Here is a 22,728-nt window from a genome sequence, read left to right as displayed (position 1 = left end):
CTACAACGAAAAATGCCCTCAAGTCATCACTTGAGGGCATTTTAGTTTTTGGCTATTAACTGAACGCTTCTCACTATGAGAAACGCTTAAGTTCTATAAATTAGGCAGACACTTCCACTTCGTAAGAACCAAATTTACGGATGTTAATCACGCCAGTATCTAGGATAAGGTATTGACCTTTAATGCCTTGAAGTACGCCCGTCACTTCAGGGTTCTTATCAAAGTTGTGCGATACAATTTTCACTGGGTGCTGTTCAACTGGGTAGCTCAAGGAAGTGATGTTTTCGCTCAGAATCTCAATAGCATCGTCACCAAACTTCGCTCTGATCTCTTGGATCTTATCTCCAACCAGTGGTAGCAGCTCTTTTGCTTTCTCTACCAACTCCATATCGTCGCCGTCGCCTTTAAGCAGTGTGCGCCAGTTAGTTTTGTCAGCAATGTGCTTCGCTAATTCGACTTCAATAAGGCCAGAGATCTGACGTGTTTTTACCTTCAAAATCGGTAGGCCTTGAGTGGCACCTTGATCTATCCAGCGAGTTGGAATCTGTGTATGGCGAGTGATTCCTACCTTAAGGCTTGATGTGTTCGACAGGTAAACGAAGTGATCGACGAAGCAATTTTCTTCACCCCATTGAGGTTCGCGACAAGTGCCTTGATCGTAGTGGCAAGTCTCGGGCCTCATGATGCACATGTCGCAGCTAGCTAGCTTTTTCATGCACACAAAGCAGTGGCCTTGAGAGTAGCTTTTCTTGGTTTTCTTGCCACACGAACAACAAAAAATATTGCCTGTGTGGGTAAGGTTGATGGTTTTACCAATTAGAGGGTTTAGCTCTACAAACTCTTCTCCTACAGGTAAGCGGTAGGTAACCGCACCATCAAGGGAAGCACTCATTTTCTTGAGTGTTCCTTTTGCTAATAAAGACATGACATTACTCGTTGTATTTTGATTATTATTTCGTCGACTCGGTCGCTCTGTAAGCAGGCGTTACGGTTAACGATGATTATGCGATGAGTATAACAAATAGAGTCCGTTTTAATACGCAATATTACTTGATTTTTGCGATGGATAATTGATGAGTAAACGCTCGCTCAAAATTATGGTATGACATTTTGTTCAGGCGTGATATAACGTTTTTTAGTAAATTATTGGCATTAAGATCACTAATTTACCTAACTTATTTTTTATCGTGAAATCCCAACTATAGGGACCTTAAGCCGGAAGCTTAGACGTGAAGTGGATCCATAAAATAGTCATCTTTTTAGTTATCACGACACTGGCGATTGTCCAGTATTACCGTGTGAGCGGAAATCGTGTGATAACGGCAATTACGCCGGATAAATATGAGTTTATCGCGACCAGCGATCAAGTGGATAGGGGTGTCAGTACGTCCCAGTTATCTTATCAAAATGGTCAGTATATTCTCGATTGCGAGCTTAAAAAGTCTGAGTATCCGTGGCCTTATTGCGGCCTATCGATTCGTATCAACCCAGACATTACCACTGGCCTTGACCTTTCTCAGTACCACACCTTTAGAGTCAATATTGATTACCATGCGGAGGCCGATTCTAGCGGTCGTTTGCGAACTTACCTGCGTAATTATAATCCTGCTTATTCGGTTCCTGATGACGAGTACACGCATAAGTACAACGGGATGGAGTTTTCTCCTGGCGTGGATGGTGGTGTGATTGAGATTCCGATCAAAAACCTGCAAGTAATGACATGGTGGTTAGCGGATAACGAGATTGCACTAGAGCATTCAGCGCCTGAGTATTCGAACGTGAATATGGTCGAGTTTGCTACCGCGTCTGGTGCGAAACTGGGTCAACATCGAATTGTTATCCGTAGTATTGAATTTGAAGGTACGTATATCACGGGTGAAAGCCTATTTATGATCCTGCTGTTTGTCTGGGTAGGTACGGGTACCGTGTTCTTGTTTTCAGAGTTGCACCGTTCACGTAAGCGTATGGTCATCGCAGAGAAAAGGCATCATCACTTAAAGAACGTCAATCGAGCACTGAGAGAGCAAAACTTTGAGTTTTCAGAAAAGGCTCATCGTGATGAACTGACTGGGATTCTCAACCGACACGCGATTCGTGATTGGCTAAAAATGCAGTCTCAGCAGGTAAAGCAGGGGCATGGAAAGCTGAGTATGTTGTATCTCGATATCGACTACTTCAAGAGCGTCAACGATAAATACGGACACCAAATGGGTGATCATATTTTACGAGAATTCAGCATGGTGGTCGGCAGTTCGATCAGCGCTTCCGACAAATTGGTGCGCTGGGGCGGTGAAGAGTTTATTGTTTTTTGCCCGGAGACTGACGCTGGTGAAGCTCAAAGAAAGGCCGAGAAAATCCGACTTTTAGTCAGCCAGCACCTTTGGGTTCATGGCGATCCACTCACTTGCAGTATTGGTGTTGCCGAGATGAAACAAGAGCGGGTGACAGAGACCATTGCTCGCGCTGATGAAGCCTTGTATCAAGCGAAGCATTCAGGGCGAAATCAGGTGATTTTGAGTCACTAATCTGAAAATTGTTTTGGTTAGTTTATAAGCCACATGTGCATATGTGACGTGTGGCATTTTTATGGGCGCTATATGAGTTTACCCTCTAGAGCCTTTGTTGATTTGCTTGGATAACGTATAAAAAATGATCTCACTGTTCTTTAAATGTCTGCTTGGTGCAGCGGCTGTTTTGTTGATTGCGCTGCTGTCGAAAAGTAAGAGCTTTTACATCGCAGGCTTAGTGCCGTTGTTTCCAACCTTTGCTCTGATTGCTCACTATATTGTTGGCACGGAACAAACCATGGTGGAGCTACGTACCACGGCACTCTTTGGCTTGTTCTCGCTTGTGCCGTACGCGGCTTATCTTGGCGCGGTTTATGTGTTCAGTTATCGCTACAATTTGGTATCGACGCTTTCTTTAGCCACTGTCGTTTGGGTTATGTGTGCTTCTATGCTGCTGTTAGGTTGGACGCGTTTGGTGCCAAGTGTGGCGTGAGAGCCAGATCTTAGAACGGTAATGAGTGCTTGGTGGCAAGTTGATACAAAAAAGGTGACAAGCTGACACAAAAAAGGTGGCGCGGGGCCACCAAAAGGGAAAAGCGTTTCTTGTTTTTAGATGCCCGTTTAGCTGATTTAGTTAAACTGATCTGGTTAGTTAAACGGATCTTGTTAGTTAAACGGATCTTGTTAGCTGAGCGGGCATTTTTGTACTGGTTGAGCCGGGGGAGGCTGCAACCAGACTTTTTTGGGGGCATTCCTGTAAACATTTATCTATAAGCATTTACCTATAAATATGTGTTTCTAAGCACTTGCCTATAAAGCTTTCTCTATAAGTGTTTGCTGCTTACCAGAAGATCCACGCGAACAGTGTTAGCACTAGGATACAAACTAGGTTCAACACCATACCGACTCGCATCATTTCTTTTTGTTTGATATGACCAGAGCCAAATACAATCGCATTAGGTGGTGTCGCGACTGGTAGCATGAAGGCACAAGATGCGGCAATCGCAATTAGTGCAGACAAGATAACTGGCGACATCCCCAGCGCTTCAGCAATGGTTGCAAATACAGGGACAAGTAAGGCTGCACTCGCTGTGTTACTCGCAAATTCCGTTAGGAATACCACGAACGCTACCACGGCTAGAATCGTAAGAAGCACGCCTGCTGTTTCTAGAAATCCGCTTAGTGAGTGTGCTAGGAATACGCTGGTTCCAGTCGCTTTAAGAATGTTACTTAAACAGATACCGCCACCGAACAGGATAAGTACACCCCAATCCGTTGTCTTCTCGACATCTTTCCATTCAACCGCTCTTGAAGCGCCAAGCAGTACAATGGCACCAATCGCCACCAAGCTATCAAATTTAGAGAAACCGCCAATCATTGCGTTAATTGGTTTTCCGAATATCCAAAGCGTTACGGTTAAAAGGAAGATAGACAGTGTGATTTTTTTGCTGTTCGTCCACTCTACAGGAGCGTGGTCTAGCTCGAATTTATGGTCGAGCTTGGGCTTAGTCATCACGTATAAAACAATCATCGTGATTGGCAATAAGATCATTGAGATAGGTAGGCCAAGTGCCATCCACTCTGTGAAGCTCAAGCCGACTTCTGCGGCAGCAATTGCGTTTGGTGGGCTACCCACTAAGGTTGCGATGCCACCAATCGATGCACAGTAAGCGATGCCTAGTAGCACAAACACGTAGGTGTTACGGTCTTCACTTTGGTCGACTTTGTTCATGATGCCTAGAACAAGAGGAAGCATCATTGCTGTGGTTGCTGTGTTTGAGATCCACATTGATAAGCCCGCACTCACACCGAACAGCATGAACACGGCGACCGACATTCTGCCTTTTGCAATCAACAGTACTTTGTCAGCAATCGCTTTATCTAACTCTTGCTTGTTCAGAGCGGCTGCCAATGCGAAGCCACCCATGAATAGGAAGATGATTGGGTTCGAAAAGTTAGCCAGCGCAGCGGGCGTGTTGAATACACCAAACAAGACAGCCAATAGGGGAACGAGCAAAGCGGTGATGCTGACGTGAATCGCTTCTGTTAACCATAGAATGGCAACGAACACGAGAATACTTAAACCTGTATTCACTTGCGCTTCGAATGGCAGGGTATTGAGCAAAAGTGCAAATAACGTGAAATTACCAATTAATATCATGCTGTTGCGGGTAAACAACCAGTGTTTCAGTGTAGTAACAAGTGCCGTCATAAGACGCTCCTTTTGTTATCCTCGTTTTATTGGTGCACGACTTCATTGAGTCGTGCTTATTATTTTCGAGGTATATAGACTTGATGTAGGGTCAGACTTTGTTGGAAGAATGTTACTCAAGTTAATAAAGGAGTGTTGGTGTGTTTTTGCTTAACAATGGGGAAGTGTGAGGCAACAAATTCAAAATGTGTAGTTTTCTACACATCGGTCTCTGCTGGTTCTAAAATAGGGCTTGCTGTAGGGTCTACAACAGGGTTTACAGTGGGGTCAGTAATAGGGTTTGGAATCGGAAATAATTCCGGTTTTGGACTGGGTTGAATTGGCTCTTTAGGTCCAAGGAACTTTGGCGTTGTCCCCATAATATACAGATCAAGGAATGCTTTGGTGCGCGCAAACACTTCACGTAAACGTATTGAGGTTCCCGAATGGTGGGTTGGTCCTGAAACCGCCAAACACTGCGCATGAATATCGTAAGAATTGGCGATGAAGAGCGCTCTTTCACAGTGGAATTTCTGAGTGATGATCAGAAAATTATCAGTATCGAATATCTTTTTGGCGCGAACAATCGAGTCTAAGGTTCTGAACCCCGCGTAATCTAGATTGATGCGTTCATCGGGGACACCCGCTTTCAACAAGTCGCGCTTCATCGTCCACGGTTCATTGTAAGAGCGATGAGCGTTATCGCCACTCAGTAGAAATTGATCCACTTTTTCACGATCGAACAGCTCAATCGCGGCTTCGATTCGGTGTTTATAATAGTCGTTGAGTGTTCTACCCAGATATTTGCTTGTGCCAAGCACAACCGCGACCTCAAGCTCGGGCACGTCATCAATATTGTAGATGATGCGATCTTCCGCTTGCCATGAAACCCAATAATCGATCGCAATAACCGCAGCGCTGCCAACTAAGAACACGAGGAAAGCGCCAAACAGAAAACCTTGCAGTTTTTTGTAAGCTTTTGATAAGTAGCTACGGAAAATGTGAGAATCAAATTTCACTCTCGGTATGGTCCTTTGACTGAGCATTAATTTTTGAGTGCTCGATAATACCAAATAAAAATGAGAAAAATCAGTTAAAAAGACAAGACAGTGTAAAGAAAAAAGCCCCTGCAATTGCAGAGGCTCTTGTAAGAGTATAGTTAACGCTCTTTATTCCAAGCGCAGTGCGCTTTATTCAAAGTACAGCACGCTTTATTAGAATGCAGTACGCTTGTAGCGACGGTAAACCGGCTGCCAGAAGTGCTGGTCAATCGCTTGTTGAAGAGCTTCTTCAGTGATCTCTAGTGCAACACCCTGCTCAATCGCTTTTTTACCAACGGCAAGAGCAATCTTCTTAGATACGGTGTGAATCTCTTCCAATGGTGGAAGTAGCGCACCTGAACCATTGATAGCAAGTGGAGAACACGTAGCAAGCGCACGGCTTGATTCCATCAGCATTTCATCAGTGATACGTGAAGCATTCACAGCCAATACACCAAGGCCAATACCTGGGAAGATGTAGCTGTTGTTACACTGAGCGATTGGGTAAGTGGTGCCGTTATGAGTTACTGGCTCAAATGGGCTACCTGTCGCAACCAGTGCTTGGCCATCAGTCCAACGAATAATGTCGTTTGGAGTTGCTTCAACACGGCTTGTTGGGTTAGACAGTGGGAACACGATAGGGCGTTCACAGTGTAGGTTCATCTCTTTGATGACTTCTTTGCTGAACAGACCTGGAGCACCAGATACACCAACCAATACTGTTGGTTTCGCGTGGCGAACGACGTCTAGTAGAGAGAAACCAGTGCCGTCGCTTTCCCAGTCTTTGGTGTTTTCGTTGGTTTGAACGAGACGCTGTTGGAAATCAAGCAGGTTTTGCATGCCTTCCTGTAGCAGACCCCAACGGTCAACCATGTAAACTTGAGAGCGTGCTTGTGCATCGCTGATACCTTCAGACACCATTTGAGCAATGATAGCTTCGGCAATACCACAACCTGCAGAACCCGCACCTAAGAAGGTGATGCGTTGATCTGAAAGTTTGCTGTTTGCTGCTTTACATGCTGCAAGTAGAGAACCAACCGTTACGGCTGCTGTGCCTTGGATGTCATCGTTGAAACAACAGAGGCGATCTTTGTAACGCTCAAGCAGTGGCATTGCGTTCTTTTGTGCGAAATCTTCGAACTGAACTAATGCATCAGGCCAACGGCGTTGAACCGCTTGGATGAACTCTTCAACGAATGCATCGTAATCCGCACCTGTGATACGAGGGTGACGCCAGCCCATGTACATTGGGTCTGCAAGACGTTGAGGGTTGTTTGTACCCACATCGAGCACGATTGGTAGCATGTAAGCTGGGCTGATACCGCCACAAGCTGTGTACAGTGCTAGCTTACCAATTGGAATACCCATGCCACCGATACCTTGGTCTCCCAAACCAAGAATACGCTCACCATCCGTAACCACGATAACTTTAACGTTGTGGTTTGTCGCATTGTTCAGTAGGTCATCGATACGATCGCGGTTCGGGTATGAGATAAACAGACCACGGCCACGACGGTAAATATTTGAGAAGTTCTCACATGCTGCGCCAACCGTTGGCGTGTAAATGATAGGCATCATTTCAGAAATGTGGTTTTGAACTAAACGATAAAAAAGCGTTTCATTAGTGTCTTGGATGTTACGAAGGTAGATATGCTTATCCATATCACTTTCGAAGTTACAATATTGCTTGTATGCACGTCCTACTTGCTCTTGGATTGTTTCGGTCGTTTCCGGTAACAAGCCTTCAAGGTTGAAAGAACTGCGCTCTTCAGCAGAGAATGCGCTGCCTTTGTTTAGAAGAGGGGTACTTAGTAGAGCAGGACCAGCATAAGGGATATATAGAGGGCGTTTATCGTTGTTCATTGGATGCCTAATATGGGAGAAAGGGTAACCGAAAAATGATAACGGTTTAGTTATTCAATTGTAAATAGTTTCCCTCCGATCTTTGCAAACAAAATGATATTCTTACCCATGTCCCACACTTATCGAATTCTAGCGCCATAATTCGTTATACTTCGCTCACACTTTTTCGCGACTCCTCCTTTTTATGTCATTACTTCCTATCGATTCTTATCAAAACGTATTCCACGAGCAAATCGCCAATTCTCACCTTGTAGTCGAAGCTGAAACCGGATCGGGTAAATCAACACGTTTGCCACTTTGGGCTTCTCAGCATGGACGAGTGCTGGTGGTGGAACCAAGACGTATCGCGTGTACGTCATTGGCTAAATATCTGGCACAGCAATCGGGTGAGAAGATTGGTGACAAGGTTGGCTATGCGATTAAGCTTGAGTCGGAGTACAACGAGCAAACTAACGTTGTGTTTGTGACTCCCGGTATCGCGCTGCGTTGGTTATCAGAAGATGGATTAGCCAGTTTTGATGTGATTGTGGTGGATGAGTTTCACGAGAGGCGCTGGGACATTGATCTGCTGGTGGCGATTCTCAAACAAAAAGAAAGCCATCGCTTGGTGATCACGTCAGCAACCATTGAAGGGGAGCGTCTTGCTCATTACTTGGATGCGAATCGAATTAGCTGTGAAGGCCGAACTTATCAAGTTGCTATTGAACACAGGGCGAATGAATCAAGAGCATTGCCCGATATTCGATATCTAGAGCAACGCATTGCTGAAGAAGTGAATCATCAACTGATCGCTTCACATGGCGATATCTTGGTTTTCCTGCCGGGTAAAAAAGAGATCGTGCAATGTGAACAAGCCTTGGCGAAGAATCCAGATATCCAAGTGGTGAAATTACATGCGTTAGTCAGTGATAAAGAGCGAGATCTAGCGTTATCTGGTCGTAATACCGATATCCATGCTAACGGTAATAGTCTGAGAAAGGTCATCCTTGCTACTAACGTTGCAGAAACCTCCCTCACCATACCTGATATTGGCGTGGTGATAGATTCAGGATTAGAAAGACGCACCGTTCAACGAAACGGAAGAACCACACTGATGCTTAAAGCCATATCACGAGCGAGTGCCAAACAACGAGCTGGCCGCGCGGGTAGGGTGATGGATGGCATTTGTGTGCGTCTATATGGCGAGCATGCGGCGTTAGAGTTAGTCACACCACCTGAATTGCAGCGTGAAGAGCTGACAGAACCTATGTTGGCCGCGGCATGTTGTGGTGCTCCGTTTGAGAGCTTGTCCTTCCTTGATCCTATTCCTGAGAAGTCATTAAACAGCGCGACTCAAACCTTGCTGACGATGGAGGCGATTAATAGCGACCATAAAATTACCGAGCATGGCAAAAAGCTGTATCCGCTGCCGATTGATGCTTTGTATGCCGATATTGTTACTCGAATCAAAACCAAAGCATTAAAAGAAGCGATGGTCGATCTCACAGCGGCGTTGTCCGTTCCTGCTCGCTTGTACCAATTACCAAACAATGCAGAACATTTGGAAGCGCTGGCTCAGCAAGAAAAGGAAGGGTGTGATCTAAGCCTGTTGATTCAGATTGTTCGTGGTCGCGATTATCCGCATTTAGAAATCGACCAACAGGCACTGAATGAAGCTCAAGGACTGGCAAAGCAAATGCGTGAGGTGTTTGAACTTCCTCAGTTAGAAGTCGCGTCACGTTTCCAACGTATTGAACTGCTTAAGACTATTGTGAATTTGCATCCTGATCTGGTGTTTGTGCGCCGGCTGAAGAGGAAAGAAGCCTTTGCCAATGGAGTGTTAGAGGTAGTACTCGGCCGTCAGAATCGTTTCCCGGACAATGCACAAGCGATGTTGGTGCTTGATACCCATAGTTTGCCGGGAAGAGGTGTTAAGCAAACACTGACCTTAGCGACGGTCACGGCACCTATTCCTCTTGATCTTATCATTGAAGCTGAACTCGGAGAGTGGGAGCAAGGTGAAACAAGAGTAAATGATGATGGAGTCTTTACCGAAATGGCTTTGGTGTACGCAGGCCGTACAATTACGACCAAGCTCGTCGCGGCTGAAGGGCAACTATCATTAAAGCCTATTGTCGATCTTGTGTTAAAAGGCGTCCAACTGCCCGGTTTTGCAAAGGATCGTACTCAAGAAATCAGACACTGGCAGTTGTATGTAAAACTTGGGCTCGATGAACAAACAAAATATACTCCTGAGATCGAGCAACTTAGCTTTGAACTATGGTTTATACAACAGCTTGAGGTGTTAGGGGTTACCGATGTCAGCGAGCTAGAAATGTTTGAACATTCAGACATTCCATTTGATGGTATCCCAGAATGGCTCTATTCAGAGTTCTCTGAAAAATACCCGTTTGCACTGAGCCTTGCCGACTTACAACTCGATGTAGAATACTTGCCCGCGCGAAAGCTGATTTACGTGCACTATCAATCGGGTAGCCGAAAGTTATCACCAAAACGCTGGGAGCTGCCAACATGGTCTGGCTGGCGTATTCAATACAAAAAAGCGAGCCGGATAATTGATATAAAATAGATAGATAAGTTTTATCTCTAAAATATTAATCAAATAGGTGCATATATGATTATTCAGTGCTTATTTTGTTACAAAATTGATTTTTATATGCCTTTTTAACCAATCAAAAGGTCATAAAAGACTATTCTTCTATATCCTATTGCTATAAAGAAAGAGTTGATAGATATTGAGTATATTGTGTTGTCAAAGTGTCGGGGGACATCATGGATAAACAGATAGAGACGCGTGTAGAGTTCGATTACACAACCTTTCTTGGCGCCTCATGCAGTAAAAAATGGACTTTTCTGGAAGCACTAACCACAATTGCGCCAGTATTCAGTACCGTCTGGCGAGATAGCATTAAAGAGCTAGCAAGCCCTGAAGATCGTTTATGGCAGATGGCATTAAAATCAATGTCGACGCGTAAAAGTGATGAGTCAAACATTGTTACCTTACTTAAGCTGGCTAGGCTGGAAGGGATCAATGAGCTCAAAGTTGTTATGCCATATTCTCTTGAAGAAGAGCAGATAGAGTACATCGAGACGCGCAGTCATTTAGTGATTGCCGAGAATACTGGAGAAGAGTTTACTATCAAGCTGTAATCTCTCAGTATTGCTTAGAGCTTAGAGCTTAGAGCTTAGAGCTTAGAGCTTAGAAGCGAGCTCAAATAATATTAAAACCGCACATGTAAAAAGGGCCTCAATAATGATGAGGCCCTTTTAGTATCTGGAACTTGTGTTTACGAGCTTACTCGCTTTCTAGAATGCAATCAGTCAACTAGACCATAGTCAGCACGCAGTACATCGATAATTTCTTGCTTAGGATTTTCGCTCAGTACGATCTCTGCACCTGTGATTTTCGCTGCGATATCAAGATAAGTGCGAGACAGAGACATCAGTGAATCAAGAGGCAGCTCATTGTCACGAGCTAATGCTTCACGTTCTGGCATGCGTTCTTTGTTCAAAAGGATGTCTGCATCAGGAAAGTAGTTAAGCAAGAACTGACGGAACCCCTCTTTAGAGTTTTCAACGATGTTGCCTTTGTTGTATTCCTGAGTATCCCAAATGCGAGATGAATCTGGAGTACCCACTTCGTCCATGTAGATCAGCTTTTCTTTACCTTGAGCATCGTTGACGTAACCAAATTCAAACTTTGTATCCACAAAGGTTTGGTCGACTTTCGCGAGTGCTTGGCTGATAACGTTGAAGCCTTCTTTTAGCAGCTTTTCGTAATGCGCAATGTCACTTGCTTGAGTAAAGTTGAACGCTGCGAAGTTATCTTCGATGTTGTTACGCGAGATATTCACATCGTCAGCTTCTGGAACACCAGGGATACCTTTCAAAATCCCTTTTGTTGAAGGCGTGATCAGTAGCTCAGGTAGCTTCTTGTCTTTCTCGAGACCTTCCGGCATTTCGATACCACAGAATTCACGTTCGCCGTTTGCGTATGCACGCCACATTGAACCTGTGATGTATTGACGACAAATTGCTTCGATCATAACTGGGCGAGCTTTTTGTACAATCCATACAAACGGGTGAGGGATATCAAGAATATGACTGTCAGCAAGTCCGTTGTCTTTAAACAATTTGAACCAGTGGTTAGAGATAGCATTCAGAGCCGCTCCCTTACCTGGAACACCTTTAAGATTACCTTCACCACGCCAGATACAATCAAATGCAGAGATACGGTCACTGATCACCATGATTGCTAAAGGTGCATCTGGTGCTACATCGTAGCCTTTCTCTTTGATTAGTCGTTGACTATCTTCTTCAGTTAACCAGTAGACTGAGCGAACTTTGCCACTGTGGACAGGTTTGTCAGTACGGATTGGTAGGTCATCATTTACGGCAAGAACTTGATCAGCAAGGCTCATTTAGACATTCCTATCTTTTATCAAACGTCATACAGAGAAGTGCGGTGTGCACATGATTAGACGGGCATTATACTCAATCTACTATTTCCTTCCAGATAAAAAGCAAACGATTGCTAAATCTATTGTTTAAATAAAAACCCCCGCCTAACAATTCGCCAAAAAATAGGTGAATCGTAGGGCAGGGGAAGGCAGTATATTTGGACTGTGTTTTGGAGCTATGCGGTTAAGTTAAGTTAAGTTAACTTAAGTTTGTTAGCTAAACGATTAAACTATGTTTGTGGGCCATGTTTTTGAGCCAACATGTTATTAAGCAAGGTGGCTTAGTGAATGCGCTCTGAATTCGCATCCATAAAGAACACTTCACACTGAAAGCGCGTTCCTAATGTTCTTAGGTATTGCTGACTGAATTGATCAATCGATGCACTTGCCACAATCGCACTCGCATTCTTAGAGCGAATGGCTTTCTCGACGGTTTCTACCTCAGTCATTTGATGAGAGGCTTTCATATGAATAACTCGGTCGCAGCAAACATTATGTTGCTTGAGCTGCTTAGCGGATGGTCTCGGTGTTTGAGCCGTAAACAGTAGCCACTGATGTTGGTTGGACAGCAACGCCATTCTTGCAAATAACGCTTCCTCGTTTGAATTTTTGCTTTTACGAGAAACTGATGTAAATGCGCAGTGAACTAGCGGGCTAGAGTGTTGGGCTTTAACGTGTGCTTGAATCATTTTGCTGTCCTTATATACATGCTGTATGTGTATACAGTAGTTTTAGTTGCTTATAAGATCAAGCGTTTTTTGCGGGATTATTGGACGATTTTGTCTGAACTTATAGGTGTTATGTTGTTAAATTATTGAAATTATTTGACAAATTAAATTAGAATGAATTTGCTACTTTGTCTCATAAGTTCAAAAAATGTGAGCTTTATACAGGTGTATACCGTGGTTTTGACAGAAAAGTACTGTATACACCTGTATAGAAGATAGAAGATAGAAGATAGAAGATAGAAGATAGAAGATAGAAAAGAGAAGAGATAAAATCTAAAACCACAGACACAAAAAAAGCGCCTTAGGCGCTTTCTTATATTTCAACGGTGTTGCTTATCTCAATGTCGCTTGGGAGAGTTTTGCTCTCATTTCCATTTCACCAATATTGAACTGGCGAACATCAATGGTTGCAATATCATTGCACTCATTACATGCATGATGACACTTACCATCTAGGTAGTCGTGCTTTTTAACTAGGCTTGGCTTTTTGCACCAATCACAAACGCCTTCTATTGTGAACATATTCTCTCCTCACCTGTTTAAGTCAGGTGTATTTTCGGCGCAAATTATGACACAAGTAAGACCCATTAGTTAATAGTTTGTTACCCGTTTTTGAGAGGGGGATCGATTGCAACACTAATAAAATCGATATCTTTGCGACCTTGAAAATTTAATATGTGTAGTTGTTTACGCTTTTGTAACATTTTGTAAAATGGTTTTTAGCGCATTGTTCAAACGTTTCATTTCTTCGTCACATCCGTGACCATCTGGATGGTAGATCTTTGACAATTGTTTGTATCGTATCTTGATGCTTTTCTGGTCCGGAACTGAGCTAGGCGTGTAGCCAAATAGCGCACAGGCTACCTGAAAATTGTTCAAACTCTTGTTGTTTTTCTGCTTCTTCAGTTCGTTATAGATAGTCTGAAGTTGGCGTTTTTGCTGCTTAATGGTGAAGTCTTTCGCGCTAAGCTGCGCTTCAAGTGTCTGTTGTTGCTGATTTAACTCACCAGACTTCAGGATCTGTTGCTTTCGCGATACAACCAGAGTCGCGCTGATACTCACTATTGCAATTAAAACGGCCAGTACTGAGCCGATCATATAGTCAGAGTTTGTTAGGTTAGAGCTTGCCGCTTGCCCATTATAGGGCTGAACGTAAGGGAATGAGCTTGATAGCCCTTGATTAGGTCGTTGTTGACCAGACAGCGCCTGACTTGTACTGGTTTCAGTATTGACGTCATCATTGAGCTTCTCAATCGAAGAGATTTGCTTGGCGCGTTGTTGGTTGAATTGGGCTTCGAGAACGCGATTGTAACCACCTTCTGCATCAGGGTTGTCTTTTAAGGCTGCTTCATACCATAACTGCGCTTCATCTAATGGTTGAAGTAGATCTTTCTCAAGCGAGGACTCATAGATCTTTGCGACCTCAACTGAGGCGTGTTTGTTACCTTGCAATGCTGATTTGATAAACCATTCTAAAGCTAGCTTGTTGCTTTGCTCTACACCTGTCCCTGATAAATATAATTCAGCCAGCCTAAATTGCGCATTTGTATTGCCGTTATCCGCTGATTGCGAGTACCAATAAAATGCATCGCTGGTGCTCAAAGGGACGTCGACACCCGATTCATAAGCTTGAGCGAGTTGATATTGAGATATTGGGTCTTGAGGTTGTGACTTTAATGAAAATTCATCACTGCTTTTCGCGTGAACGAAATGTGGAATGGACAACTGTATCGTGGAAAAGATGAGGGCTAGAAATAGAGGCCTAAGAAATGACGATGACAGAAAGTTGGATAGGATAAGCAAAAGATAAGTCTCGTAAAAAAGCCCAGTGCCGATGTATCAGTATGAATACGTTATGTGGCTGAGTGTTAAGTCGTAACGCTTTAAATAAGCCATACGACTGACAAGCAACTATATAGTGGTTAATTCAATAGATAAAGGTAACTGGGCTTTAATCGTGCTACTTAAGCGGCAAGATTTGAATTTCTACGCGACGGTTACAAGCACGACCTTGAGACGTGTTGTTGTCACATAGAGGGTAACGTTCACCGTTACCACGAGCAATGGCACGACCTGCAGCAACGTCTTGAGAGATCAAGAATGCACGAACAGATTCAGCACGACGCTCAGAAAGGATTTGGTTAGACGACTCGCTGCCAGTGCTGTCAGTGTGACCGTCGATCACTAGGCTAGTGTCTGGGTATTCAACTAAGATACGAGCAACACCACGTAGTGTGTTGTGAATACTAGACTCTAAAGCGTAAGAGCCAGAACCAAAACCAATGCCGTTTTCTAGGCGAAGTAGAAGCTGGTTCTCACCAACGCGTTCAACTTGAACACCAGAGTTCATGAGTTCTTCACGAAGTGCAGCTTCTTGTTGGTCGAAATAGTAACCGATACCACCACCAACGGCGGCGCCACCAGCAGCACCGATGAGTGCACGTTTACGGCGATCTTTAGAATCGTCACCAGTAGCAGCACCAGCAACGGCACCAGCGATTGCACCAATTAGAGCGCCTTGAGTTGCAGAGTTCGTCTCAGATTCGCCTGTTGTAGCATTTTGGCGTTGAGTTGCCTGACAACCCGTTAGAGCGACAGTAAGCGCTAGGGCTAGTGTGATTTTTTTCAACGTATTTCTCCATCATGTACTTCTGTCAAACGCATGGATTGCGAATGACAAACATATAGTCCTATAAGTATTATTGATGGTTTTAACAATGTGCTGAGGAAATGTAAAGAGCAAGCATTATGATTTAGCTAAATGGCATGCTCTACGATTTGGTGATTTTTTTAGCTGCTTGAGTTCCGCCAACAGGGCGGTTTACCGAAAGCTTACGGCCTTTCTTCAAGCCAACTTCATAGTCAGCGGTGAGGTTTTTCATCGCTTCTCTGAGTTGTTGTTTGAAGGTTTCACGGTCAATATTTTCAAATTCTTTATCAATGTAGTTATTGATTTTGTTGTTTGACTCGTCGTCCGGGGTAATGATTGGCAACTTTTCAAGCGCACCTTCTACCCAACCAGAGACGTAAGAATTCACACGACGAGTGACTTCGAGAGTTCCGGTACCAGATCCTGCAAAGCTGTTTCTGAATTGACCCGTATGCTCGTTCAATTCGCGATAAATAATATCGAAAGCAAAGGCAGCAAAGATCGCTCGATCAGCTTCACCAATGAACTCCACACGCTTAAGGCCTTTGTGGTTCAGCAATACCGCTTCTACGCCAAACTTGGTGTTAATACCGCGAATAACGCGCAGCAGTGTAGAGCTGATATTTGCAGGTAACAGATGACTGGACTGAGTTTTTCCCATCTTGATAAATTCAATATCGTCTTTCTCGAGACCATATTTCAGCATCAAGTTATGCGCCATTTTTATCGCATTGGCCGCTTCATTGACGTTCGCAGAATTTCCAAGCTCAAGGCACTTGGCAATTTTCTTTAGGGCTTTTTTCTTATCCATCGACTACTTAATCATTACCGCAAATTTTGAAAAGTCCGACATTTTACATGTTTTGGCAGGTAACAGCAAAGTCAAAAGTCATTTGTTATTACGCGGTGAGCCATTATGAAGGATGGAAGAGGCGGCTTCTGGGTCATACAAAAACGCCATCAAGCGTATTGATGGCGTTAGTGACACGATTTTCCGGATTAACTAGAGCATTAGCAAACTAGATACCAAGTTCATCGAGTAGATCGGCTGCCGAATCATTACCTGAACTTTGAGCGGGCTTATTCGCTTCCTGCATTTTTTTCTGAGTAGCCTCAAGAATACTGTCTGGACATTCGTCTTCAGCGATCTCAAATTCTTCTAATTGGATGAATTCTGTCTTATCCATTGCAAGCTCTAGATAGAAGATGTTGTTGTTTGCAGTCGAGAAGGTCACTCGGCGAGCTTGTGGACGATCTAGGTTAGTATCAACAGAAAGGTTTACTTGCTTGTTCAATGCCAGCATTTTCGGTTGGTTCTGTGTGATGTTGGTTTGCAGTTCTTTACGGATCTTATTGGTGAAATCACCAACTAACTGGTTCATCAGCTCACCTAAAACATCGCCCACTTCGTCTGAAGTGTGCAGTACCGCCAGCTCATCTTCTGGCATGCCCATGTTACGCATGTAATTGGTATAGATCTCTAGCGCGGCTTTAGACGTAAAATTGATGACAACAAGACCAGAAAAGCCACCGTCAAATAAGACGAAACAACCAAAGTCTGGCTTCAGACTTGTCTTGTTGATCTTTTGAACCATAGCTGAATAGGACACCTGAGAAGCCGTCGCTGAAGTGAGTACGCTTGAGACTGATTGGCATAGCTTAAGAAGAATATCTTCAGTTGTGACTGTTTTGTTTTTTTTCATTGTGATGTGCTCATGGAGATGTCTTAAACAAAATGTTATTCAGTATATTGGACTGAATTAAGACGAAAGTGACTATTTCTCCATTCTTGCACTGAGATTCTGATTTGATCACCTTTTTATATGATCTTAATAGTAGTAAAGTGACGAAATTCAAAGAAAATTATTAAAAATCTCAGATAACCCAATGCTGATTGGATCAGCGAAGTAGGGGCAGGAAGCAAATGTTACCAAGACTTCAACTTAATGCTGATGTCGATCCAGTAGTCGTACGCTTTTTAGATGAACTAAAAACAGCGGGCTTTACTGGCGACATTGAATCTCAATATTCTAGCCGTTTGGCTGTGGCGACTGATAACAGTGTCTATCAGCAATTGCCGCAGGCGGTCATCCTTCCTAAAACAACTCAAGACGTTGTGTTGCTCGGTCAAGTGGGTGCTAAATCCGCTTACGAACGTGTGACCTTTTCCCCTCGTGGTGGCGGTACCGGAACCAACGGTCAATCGTTGACGAAAGGTGTCGTGGTTGACCTTTCACGACACATGAATAAGGTTCTTGAGATTAACGAGAAAGAGGGCTGGGTAAGAGTTCAGTCTGGCGTCGTTAAAGACCAATTGAATGATGCGGTACGTCCCTACGGTTACTTTTTCTCTCCAGACCTTTCTACCAGTAACCGAGCAACCTTAGGTGGCATGATCAATACCGATGCTTCGGGCCAAGGGTCGTTGAAGTACGGGAAAACGTCCGACCATGTGTTGTCGCTACAAGCGGTGTTCGCGGATGGTTCGTGTCTAGAGTCTGATTTATCACACGGCTTGCCAGCTGAGGGTGAATTTGCTCACCATGCCCTTGCGGTTACTGAGGCAGTTTGTCGAGACAAGCGCGCTCAAATTCTTAATAAATTCCCACCATTGAATCGCTTCTTAACAGGTTACGACCTAAAGAACGCAATCAACGAACAAGACGACAGCTTCGACTTGACTCGCGTCCTATGTGGTGCAGAGGGCTCATTAGCCTTCATTACGGAAGCAAAGTTAAACCTAACCAAGATTCCAAAAGCGCGAACGCTGGTTAACGTGAAATACAACACGTTCGATTCTGCGCTGCGCAATGCGCCGTTCATGGTAGAAGCGAAAGCGCTGTCTGTAGAAACGGTTGATTCAAGAGTATTGAACCTGGCGAAGCAAGACATCGTTTGGCACACCGTGAGCGACCTGCTTATGGATGTTCCCAATAAAGAGATGCTTGGCATCAACATGGTTGAGTTTGCAGGCCAAGATGAAGCGGAAGTTGAACAACAAGTTCAAGCACTGACGGCACAACTTGAAAGCATGCTTGAAACCGAAGAAGCTGGTGTGATTGGTTTCCAAGTATGCAGCGACTTAGCGAGCATTGGCCGAATCTACAACATGCGTAAGAAAGCGGTGGGTCTGTTAGGTGCGGCGAAAGGTCGAGCTAAGCCGGTCGCTTTTGCTGAAGATACTTGTGTACCACCGGAAAACTTGGCCGATTTCATCTCTGAATTTAGAGTCTTACTCGATTCAAAAGAGTTGAACTACGGCATGTTTGGTCACGTTGATGCGGGCGTATTACACGTTCGTCCGGCACTTGATCTGTGTGACCCGATGCAAGAAGCACTGATGCACGAAGTCTCTGATGAAGTGGTTAAGTTGGTGGCTAAATACGGCGGCTTGATGTGGGGTGAGCACGGTAAAGGCTTCCGCTCTGAGTATGGCCCTGACTTCTTTGGTGAGGAACTGTTTACCGAATTAAGACGCGTTAAAGCAGCGTTCGACCCGCACAACAAGATGAACCCAGGCAAGATCTGTACGCCATTAGAAAGTGATGCGGAATTGGTGAAAGTGACCGATACCAAGCGTGGTTTCTACGACCGTCAGATCGACGTACAAGTTCGTGATAGCTTCAAACAAGCCATGGAATGTAATGGTAACGGCTTGTGCTTCAACTACGATACGAGCTCGCCAATGTGTCCTTCGATGAAAGTCACGGCAGACCGTCGTCATTCACCAAAAGGCCGCGCAGGCTTGGTAAGAGAGTGGCTTCGTCAGTTAACTGAGCAAGGCGTCGATATTCTCGATTTAGAGCAAGAAGCGCTAAAGGACAATACTCCGGTTAAAACCATGGTTGAGCGTGTTCGCAATACGATGAACAAACGCCATGAGTACGATTTCTCGCATGAAGTTCACGAAGCGATGAACGGTTGTCTTGCGTGTAAAGCGTGTGCGAGCCAATGTCCGATAAAAGTCGATGTGCCGAGTTTCCGTTCTCGATTCTTGAACATCTATTACTCGCGTTATCAGCGCCCAGCAAAAGACTATTTAGTTGCCAACATTGAAACCATGCTGCCGCTGATGGCGAAAGCGCCGAAAGTCGTGAACGCGGCATTGGGTCAAAAGTGGATACAAACCGCAACGGCTAAAACGGTCGGTTATGTTGATGCACCACTGATGTCGGTGCCTACACTTAAAAATCGTTTGGCGAGTAAAGAACTGCAACTCTTCGACTTACAGTACTTAGAAGGCTTGTCTTCTGAGCAGAAGAAACAGCATGTACTTATCGTTCAAGACCCGTTTACTAGCTTTTATGATGCAGAAGTAGTTGAAGACTTCGTTACTCTGGCTCAAAAGCTTGGCAAAACACCTGTGTTACTGCCGTTTAAGCCAAATGGTAAAGCACTGCACATTAAAGGCTTCTTAAGTCGTTTTGCTCGTGAGGCTAAATCGACTTCTGATTTCTTATCGCTGGTGGCTGATATTGGTATTCCTTTAGTCGGTGTGGATCCTGCTTTGGTACTTTGTTACCGCGATGAATACGTCGAGATCTTAGGTGACAAGCGTGGCGACTTTGATGTGCTCACCGTGCATGAATGGTTAATGCCATCGTTGGGTGAGTTCGAAGCGCGCTCTGCAAGTGAAGAGATGTGGTACTTGTTCGCTCACTGTACTGAGAAAACCAAAATGCCGAACGCTGAAAAAGAGTGGGGCGCTATCTTTAAACATTTTGGCGCTGCGTTAACCAGCGTTCCTGTCGGCTGTTGTGGTATGGCGGGTACCTTTGGTCACGAAGTCGATAAGTTGCAAATGTCGAGGGATATATACGGTTTAAGTTGGAAGCCTCAAATGCAGGACTTACCAAAAGATCGCTGCTTAGTGACGGGTTATTCCTGCCGTAGCCAAGTGAAGCGTTTTGAAGGTGAGAAACTTGCTCACCCATTACAGGCGCTAGCAAAAATTCTTTAATACATTTAGCCCAGCAATTGCTGGGCTTTTTTCTAAACTAACAAAGGAATGTTAATAAGGAAAAGTATGAAATTTCTAGAATTAAAAGTACCACCCGTTGCACTATTCATTATTGCGTTCGCAGCATCATACTTCTGCGCTCAGCAGTTGAGCCAAGGGACACTGGCATTACCTTATGGAATGGTTGTGCTAGGCGTCGGGATTATATTGAGTGGTGTGATTGGAATTTCAGGCATATGGGAGTTTCGCAAACAGAAAACCACCGTTAACCCGATCAAAGTCGAAACCGCTTCTGCAGTGGTGGACAGTGGAATCTTTGGCTATACGCGAAATCCAATGTATCTAGGGTTGTTTATCCTGCTATTTTGCTTTGGCTACTTCTTCCAAAACCTGTTCAGTGTCTTACTCAGTTTTGTATTCGTAATCTACATGAATCAGTTCCAAATCAAGCCAGAAGAACGCGCTCTAGAGCAATTGTTCGGTGCGGAATATGTTGATTACAAACAAAAGGTTAGACGCTGGATCTGATGTGGATTCAAATACAATTAAGTAATTAGATAAGAATTATTATCGTTTGGTTGATCTATATCACAAATTAATGTGGTTTTGGTTTCATATTCATTTTTTATAAAATAGTCTGCGCTTCATTATTAAAATGAATAAAGGCTAGGTAATGAAAATTGTTCAGGCGAAATGGTTGTCGCTAGGTGTCTGTGTAGTGAGTCTGTCTTCAACGTCGGTGTTGGCAGATGTTTCAGCTCGAATTATAAACGGTGAAGAAGCAACACAAGGTAATTGGCCATTTATGGCAGCGCTAGTTTCAAGGAACGTGAACGCTTATGACGGTCAGTTTTGTGGTGCGAGCTTCATTGGTGAGCGATATGTATTAACTGCCGCTCACTGTGTGGAAGGTAATGGTCGTGAAGATCTAGATGTGGTGATTGGCGTATCAAACCTTTCTGCCTCTCAAGCTGCACAACATAGATATGCTGTTGATAATATTTATGTACATGAATATTACAACTCTGCAGCAACAGGCAATGATATCGCCATTATTGAGCTAGCAGAAAAGCCAGCTGAGTCTGTGGTTAATCTCGTTGATGGTTATGTTCGCGGTAACCTGAATGACGGCCAAATGCTAACGGTCATGGGCTGGGGTGATCAGGACGCGTCAGATGGATATTCATCGAAGAGTGAATTGTATCAAGTTAATGTTCCCCTAGTTAATCAGTACCAATGCAACACTGTTCCTTACAGTGGCTACTCTTCTATTGGTAGTGACGCGTTCTGTGCGGGTTACAGTGATGGTGGTTATGACTCGTGTCAGGGTGACAGTGGCGGTCCAATTGTTGTCTCGACTAATGGAACGTATGAACAACTGGGTATTGTGAGCTGGGGTAAAGGATGTGCAGAGGCTAACGCTTACGGTGTCTATACCAATATTAGCCACTTTGATGATTGGATTGATGAGCAGAAAGCAGGGTTTAGTTACCGTCAAGTGGAGATGCTAGGTGCAAGATTATTGGCACCTATTTCACATACCTTTGAATTCACAAATAAATCTGATCAAAACATTCAAGTAAACCGTGTTTATCCAATTTCAGGTAATGATACTGTTATAACAGACAATGGATGTAGCACTTTAACTGCAGGGCAAAGCTGTGAAGTAGTGGTTAGTTATAACCTAAACTCAATCGGTGAACATGAATTTGGTATTAATGTTGACACTGACTTGTTGGTAGGCACGGTTACTTCAACGGTTTCTGTTATAGGGGCGAGATCTGTAACGAATACTGTAAACTCTTATGTCAGCGTACCTAACAGTGGCATTTACAACACACAAGCTTGGATTACAGAAGGTGATTCGTTGTCCTCACCGTCTATTAGCCACGGTACATCTGCAGCGCTTATTGTTGAGGGGATTCCTGCTGGTACGGTTTCGTTTGACCTAACTGCATCGTCTGAAGCTGATTATGACTTTGTTGAGGTTTATAGTAATGGTCAAAAATTTGATAGTGTCTCTGGTGAGTTTTCTGGTTCGGTGAACTTACCGTTAGTTAGAGATGCGGACAACAGCTTTATGATTACATATGTGAAAGATTCGTCTGGTTCTTCAGGGAGCGACAGAGTTACGATCACTAACTTTGCGTATACCGATGAGATAAAGATATCTAAGTCTGAGGGCACGCAGAACGCAAAAAGCTCTGGTGGCAGCGGCGGTTCACTGGCTTGGCATTGGTTACTCGTCCTTTTCGGTGGTTTGATTGTACGCAAATCATTTTCATCACCAAAGCTTAAAAGATAACCAGTGAAAGTATAGCTCGATAGC

18 protein-coding genes are annotated in these 22,728 nt (G+C 44.0%); 7 read left to right on the top strand and 11 right to left on the bottom strand.

The annotated features are described in order from the left end of the window. Window positions 1-100: 100 nt before the first annotated feature. A complete protein-coding gene (locus DUN60_RS07945) occupies window positions 101-925 on the bottom strand; it encodes a DUF2797 domain-containing protein (protein ID WP_114633687.1) in 825 nt (274 codons plus the stop codon). 304 nt (window positions 926-1,229) lie between these two features. Here DUN60_RS07945 and DUN60_RS07940 point away from each other — a divergent pair, with 304 nt between their 5' ends. Then, the gene (locus DUN60_RS07940) at window positions 1,230-2,525 is read left to right on the top strand and encodes a GGDEF domain-containing protein (RefSeq protein ID WP_114633686.1); all 1,296 of its coding nucleotides are present in this window, start codon (window positions 1,230-1,232) and stop codon (window positions 2,523-2,525) included. Between the two features lie 124 nt (window positions 2,526-2,649). Further along, complete coding sequence (locus tag DUN60_RS07935; protein WP_004733411.1) at window positions 2,650-3,000, top strand: GlpM family protein; 351 nt, start codon at window positions 2,650-2,652, stop codon at window positions 2,998-3,000. A 348-nt stretch (window positions 3,001-3,348) separates the two neighbouring features. Here the strand turns inward: DUN60_RS07935 and DUN60_RS07930 are convergent, their stop codons facing one another. From DUN60_RS07930 to DUN60_RS07920, 3 genes are all read right to left on the bottom strand, one after another. Continuing rightward, a complete protein-coding gene (locus tag DUN60_RS07930) occupies window positions 3,349-4,719 on the bottom strand; it encodes an SLC13 family permease (RefSeq protein WP_054547383.1) in 1,371 nt (456 codons plus the stop codon). 197 nt (window positions 4,720-4,916) lie between these two features. Further along, complete coding sequence (locus DUN60_RS07925; RefSeq protein WP_114633685.1) at window positions 4,917-5,717, bottom strand: SanA/YdcF family protein; 801 nt, start codon at window positions 5,715-5,717, stop codon at window positions 4,917-4,919. A 195-nt stretch (window positions 5,718-5,912) separates the two neighbouring features. After that, complete coding sequence (locus DUN60_RS07920) at window positions 5,913-7,601, bottom strand: NAD-dependent malic enzyme (RefSeq protein WP_004733414.1); 1,689 nt, start codon at window positions 7,599-7,601, stop codon at window positions 5,913-5,915. A 184-nt stretch (window positions 7,602-7,785) separates the two neighbouring features. Between DUN60_RS07920 and DUN60_RS07915 the strand changes: the two genes are divergently transcribed. Both DUN60_RS07915 and DUN60_RS24445 read left to right on the top strand, forming a co-directional pair. Next, a complete protein-coding gene (locus tag DUN60_RS07915; protein ID WP_114633684.1) occupies window positions 7,786-10,170 on the top strand; it encodes a helicase-related protein in 2,385 nt (794 codons plus the stop codon). 203 nt (window positions 10,171-10,373) lie between these two features. After that, window positions 10,374-10,751 carry a hypothetical protein gene (locus DUN60_RS24445; protein ID WP_054547386.1) on the top strand — a complete coding sequence of 126 codons (378 nt, stop codon included), beginning with the start codon at window positions 10,374-10,376 and terminating at the stop codon, window positions 10,749-10,751. Between the two features lie 167 nt (window positions 10,752-10,918). Here the strand turns inward: DUN60_RS24445 and DUN60_RS07905 are convergent, their stop codons facing one another. The 7 genes from DUN60_RS07905 to DUN60_RS07875 all read right to left on the bottom strand — a co-directional run bounded on the left by DUN60_RS07905 (window position 10,919) and on the right by DUN60_RS07875 (window position 17,142). Then, window positions 10,919-12,022, bottom strand: coding sequence for a phosphoribosylaminoimidazolesuccinocarboxamide synthase (locus DUN60_RS07905; RefSeq protein WP_004733417.1), 1,104 nt, complete (start codon window positions 12,020-12,022; stop codon window positions 10,919-10,921). Window positions 12,023-12,342: 320 nt separating this feature from the next. Continuing rightward, the gene (locus DUN60_RS07900; protein ID WP_114633683.1) at window positions 12,343-12,750 is read right to left on the bottom strand and encodes a SulA-like leucine-rich domain-containing protein; all 408 of its coding nucleotides are present in this window, start codon (window positions 12,748-12,750) and stop codon (window positions 12,343-12,345) included. Between the two features lie 372 nt (window positions 12,751-13,122). Then, the gene (locus tag DUN60_RS07895) at window positions 13,123-13,311 is read right to left on the bottom strand and encodes a hypothetical protein (RefSeq protein WP_017059767.1); all 189 of its coding nucleotides are present in this window, start codon (window positions 13,309-13,311) and stop codon (window positions 13,123-13,125) included. 165 nt (window positions 13,312-13,476) lie between these two features. After that, complete coding sequence (locus DUN60_RS07890; protein ID WP_114633682.1) at window positions 13,477-14,592, bottom strand: J domain-containing protein; 1,116 nt, start codon at window positions 14,590-14,592, stop codon at window positions 13,477-13,479. 157 nt (window positions 14,593-14,749) lie between these two features. Beyond that, window positions 14,750-15,418, bottom strand: coding sequence for a YiaD family glycine zipper/OmpA-like lipoprotein (locus DUN60_RS07885; protein ID WP_004733421.1), 669 nt, complete (start codon window positions 15,416-15,418; stop codon window positions 14,750-14,752). Between the two features lie 142 nt (window positions 15,419-15,560). Further along, a complete protein-coding gene (locus DUN60_RS07880; RefSeq protein ID WP_004733422.1) occupies window positions 15,561-16,250 on the bottom strand; it encodes a DUF2786 domain-containing protein in 690 nt (229 codons plus the stop codon). Window positions 16,251-16,458: 208 nt separating this feature from the next. After that, window positions 16,459-17,142, bottom strand: coding sequence for a DUF3334 family protein (locus tag DUN60_RS07875; RefSeq protein WP_004733423.1), 684 nt, complete (start codon window positions 17,140-17,142; stop codon window positions 16,459-16,461). Between the two features lie 221 nt (window positions 17,143-17,363). Here DUN60_RS07875 and ydiJ point away from each other — a divergent pair, with 221 nt between their 5' ends. The 3 genes from ydiJ to DUN60_RS07860 all read left to right on the top strand — a co-directional run bounded on the left by ydiJ (window position 17,364) and on the right by DUN60_RS07860 (window position 22,704). Beyond that, window positions 17,364-20,399 (top strand): D-2-hydroxyglutarate dehydrogenase YdiJ, encoded by a 3,036-nt coding sequence (gene ydiJ / locus DUN60_RS07870; protein WP_114633681.1) that lies wholly within the window; start codon window positions 17,364-17,366, stop codon window positions 20,397-20,399. A gap of 66 nt (window positions 20,400-20,465) precedes the next feature. After that, window positions 20,466-20,927 (top strand): methyltransferase family protein, encoded by a 462-nt coding sequence (locus DUN60_RS07865; RefSeq protein WP_114633680.1) that lies wholly within the window; start codon window positions 20,466-20,468, stop codon window positions 20,925-20,927. Window positions 20,928-21,078: 151 nt separating this feature from the next. Continuing rightward, window positions 21,079-22,704: a trypsin-like serine protease gene (locus DUN60_RS07860; RefSeq protein ID WP_114634311.1), complete on the top strand. Its 1,626-nt coding sequence runs from the start codon at window positions 21,079-21,081 to the stop codon at window positions 22,702-22,704. Window positions 22,705-22,728: the final 24 nt, after the last annotated feature.

The sequence above is a fragment of the Vibrio splendidus genome, from assembly GCF_003345295.1.
GTDB lineage: Bacteria > Pseudomonadota > Gammaproteobacteria > Enterobacterales > Vibrionaceae > Vibrio > Vibrio splendidus_K.
Note: the sequence above shows the minus strand (reverse complement) of the source record. Positions and strands in the feature narration are given on the sequence as shown.

What these genes read in the sequence shown, in the direction of transcription:
- DUN60_RS07935 (WP_004733411.1), top strand. Translation starts at nt 2,650, where the DNA reads ATGATCTCACTGTTCTTTAAATGTCTGCTTGGTGCAGCGGCTGTTTTG.
- ydiJ (WP_114633681.1), top strand. Translation starts at nt 17,364, where the DNA reads ATGTTACCAAGACTTCAACTTAATGCTGATGTCGATCCAGTAGTCGTA.
- DUN60_RS07930 (WP_054547383.1), bottom strand. Translation starts at nt 4,719, where the DNA reads ATGACGGCACTTGTTACTACACTGAAACACTGGTTGTTTACCCGCAAC.
- DUN60_RS07895 (WP_017059767.1), bottom strand. Translation starts at nt 13,311, where the DNA reads ATGTTCACAATAGAAGGCGTTTGTGATTGGTGCAAAAAGCCAAGCCTA.
- DUN60_RS07865 (WP_114633680.1), top strand. Translation starts at nt 20,466, where the DNA reads ATGAAATTTCTAGAATTAAAAGTACCACCCGTTGCACTATTCATTATT.
- DUN60_RS24445 (WP_054547386.1), top strand. Translation starts at nt 10,374, where the DNA reads ATGGATAAACAGATAGAGACGCGTGTAGAGTTCGATTACACAACCTTT.
- DUN60_RS07880 (WP_004733422.1), bottom strand. Translation starts at nt 16,250, where the DNA reads ATGGATAAGAAAAAAGCCCTAAAGAAAATTGCCAAGTGCCTTGAGCTT.
- DUN60_RS07905 (WP_004733417.1), bottom strand. Translation starts at nt 12,022, where the DNA reads ATGAGCCTTGCTGATCAAGTTCTTGCCGTAAATGATGACCTACCAATC.
- DUN60_RS07945 (WP_114633687.1), bottom strand. Translation starts at nt 925, where the DNA reads ATGTCTTTATTAGCAAAAGGAACACTCAAGAAAATGAGTGCTTCCCTT.
- DUN60_RS07875 (WP_004733423.1), bottom strand. Translation starts at nt 17,142, where the DNA reads ATGAAAAAAAACAAAACAGTCACAACTGAAGATATTCTTCTTAAGCTA.
- DUN60_RS07915 (WP_114633684.1), top strand. Translation starts at nt 7,786, where the DNA reads ATGTCATTACTTCCTATCGATTCTTATCAAAACGTATTCCACGAGCAA.
- DUN60_RS07900 (WP_114633683.1), bottom strand. Translation starts at nt 12,750, where the DNA reads ATGATTCAAGCACACGTTAAAGCCCAACACTCTAGCCCGCTAGTTCAC.
- DUN60_RS07920 (WP_004733414.1), bottom strand. Translation starts at nt 7,601, where the DNA reads ATGAACAACGATAAACGCCCTCTATATATCCCTTATGCTGGTCCTGCT.